This is a genomic window from Ruminococcus sp. CAG:379 (genome assembly GCF_000434255.1).
In the GTDB taxonomy this organism is placed as follows: Bacteria; Bacillota; Clostridia; order Oscillospirales; family Ruminococcaceae; genus Ruminococcus_F; species Ruminococcus_F champanellensis.
This window is the reverse complement of record NZ_FR894886.1, coordinates 64510-66884: the sequence shown is the minus strand read 5'-3', so window position 1 is coordinate 66884 and position 2375 is coordinate 64510. Positions and strand designations below refer to the sequence as shown.

General features: G+C 56.8%; 4 protein-coding genes (1 of these 4 running past the window's edge). All 4 read left to right on the top strand.

Annotated features, from left to right (window positions below):
• Positions 1-595 (top strand): O-antigen ligase family protein (locus tag QVO51_RS05720; protein ID WP_288167907.1); only part of this gene is annotated, 595 nt, incomplete at its 5' end.
• Between the two features lie 114 nt (positions 596-709).
• Positions 710-880, top strand: coding sequence for a DUF362 domain-containing protein (locus QVO51_RS05715; RefSeq protein ID WP_015559275.1), 171 nt, complete (start codon positions 710-712; stop codon positions 878-880).
• Positions 881-1094: 214 nt separating this feature from the next.
• Positions 1095-1733, top strand: a complete 639-nt coding sequence (locus tag QVO51_RS05710) for a DUF4352 domain-containing protein (protein ID WP_022357590.1) — start codon at positions 1095-1097, stop codon at positions 1731-1733.
• Between the two features lie 65 nt (positions 1734-1798).
• Positions 1799-2375: the 5' portion of an amidohydrolase family protein gene (locus QVO51_RS05705; protein ID WP_022357589.1), read on the top strand. The gene runs 59 nt beyond the window's last position; the window shows 577 of its 636 coding nt (coding positions 1-577); its start codon is at positions 1799-1801; its stop codon lies beyond the right edge, outside the window.

Below are 2375 nucleotides of genomic sequence, written 5' to 3'. Positions count from 1 at the left end.
CGGCTTCGGCACAGCCTGTGCTGCGCCTTTGCTCAACGGCAGCAAGTTCCTGTCCTCTGATGCGGATACCCCCCTGTCCGCCGGCTATCATTTGCAGGACGGTTCCATTGTGTTCCTGGATGGGGCGTACCGGAACGATGTGTGCGGTCAGTACTCCCGGCAGGATGCCCAGGGGAAGTTCGACCTGGAGCAGCCTTTGAGCATCTATCCCTATATGTGGAAGCAGGCGGCCCAGACTATTGCCAAGTATCCCCTGCTGGGTACCGGTGCGGATAATTACATTTATGCCCAGTTGCGCTCCAGCTATACCATCATCCAGAATCTGAACATTGTGGACGATCCCTACAACGACTATCTGTACCAGGCAGCCACCCGGGGGATCCCGGCACTGCTGTTGTATCTGGCGCTGGCGGCAGTGTCCTTGCTCCGGGGTGCAAAGGCATACCGGAAGGGGAAGGCACCCCTGGGACTGGCGGTGCTGCTGGGGGCAGGGGGCTATCTGCTGACGGCGGTGTGCGACATTTCCGCCCTGCCGGTGACTCCGGTTTTCTGGATGCTGCTGGGGCTTAGCTGCGGCGGCGTCCAGGAGGATTGAGGCAATGTCCGCCTGCCTGAAAAAAACACTTGCTTTTTGCGAAAAATGTGTTACAATATAGGTAGCGGTGCCGGAGGATCCCGGCGCTGAATATGTAATGGAGGTGTATTTAGAATGGCATACGTAATTTCTGATGATTGCATCATGTGCGGTGCTTGCGAGAGCGAATGTCCCGTAAGCGCAATTTCCGCTGGCGACAGCAAGTATGTGATTGACGCTGATACCTGCATCGAGTGCGGCGCTTGCGCCGGTGTCTGCCCGGTATCCGCTCCGAGCGCAGGCTGATCGTCCCCTTGGAGGACAGCGTTTGCAGGAGGCTATGCTTTCCGCAGACGCTGTTTGTCGTTTTGGGCATCCTTATGCAGGATCTCCGAAAAAGGACTTGCAAAGCGGAGGCTTTTGTGATATAATAATTTGTGCAACCTTGCACAAGGTCTGTCTGACGGCTTTGTGCGTATATTCTGAAATATGATGTATAACATATAAGGAGGAAACTCTTATGTTCCAGTTCCGTAAAGGCGCAGCCATCACGCTGGCTGCTTTGTGTATGCTATCCCCCCTGGCAGCAGGCTGCAACAACGACAGCAGCAGCAATACCGTGCCGGAGAGCACCGAGTATGTGGTTCCTGTTCCGGCGCCGGAGGATCGGATCTCCGAATCCGTCAAGGGTGCGGTGGTTGATGCCCAGGTGGGCAAGCCGGCTGAATACAACAACACCGAGAAGCAGGAAAAGCTCCAGGTTGAGGTGGAGGCTGTCAAGGCACTGGACAAGTTTACCAACAAAAACGAAAACAAAACGGAGATCCTGTTTGTGGAGATGAATTTAACCAACAATTCCGGCAAGGTGCTGGATCTCAGTTATCTGACCCATTTCTCCACGGATGTGGACGGTACTGTCACCGATGTGGGACATTCCGCACTGGCAAACTCCCAGGCAACCAAATATTACGCAAACACCGGCAGAAAGCTGGTTCACCAGCAGGTGGCAGCAGGGGAGAAGATTTCCTTCGTGGTAGCGCTGGAGGTTCCCTCCGAGCGGAAGGATCTGAAGCTGATCTACACCCCCTACAAGTACTACTCCAATGATACCATTGATTTCGAGATCAAGCCGGAGGATATTCAGCATATCGCCGGGTGATCCACAGGACACAAAGCGGAATGCGGCAAGCGTTCCGCTTTTTTAGGCTATGAGGAGGCTTTTTCATGCTGGTCGATTTCCATGTACACGCCTTTGCCGAGAAGATCGCCGCCCGAGCCATCGGGCAGATCGCCGGAAAGGCGGATCTGATCCCGGAAACGGACGGTACGGCGGAGGGGCTGCGCCGGCGGCTACGGGAATGGGGCGTGGATAAGGGCGTGGTTCTGCCCATCGCCACCAAGCCCACCCAGCAGACCATCATCAACGACTGGGCGGCGCAGCAGCAGGACGATATCCTGTACTGCTACGGCAGTGTGCATCCGGATGCGCCGGATGTGCTGGAGGAGTTGGAGCGGATCCGGCAGCTGGGGCTTCACGGCATCAAGCTGCACCCGGATTACCAGGGCTTTTTTGCGGATGAGCCAAGGATGCTGCCCATTTATCGGCGGTGCGCCCAGCTGGGGCTGCCGGTGCTGTTTCATGCCGGGTTCGACCCGGTTTCTCCCCAGGTGCGGCATGCTTCTCCGGAGGCACTGGCACGAATTGCTGAAGCGGTGCCGGAGCTGACCCTGATCGCCGCCCATCTGGGAGGCGTGCTGCAGTGGGATGAAGCGGAGCGGCTGCTGGTGGGCAGGAAGAATG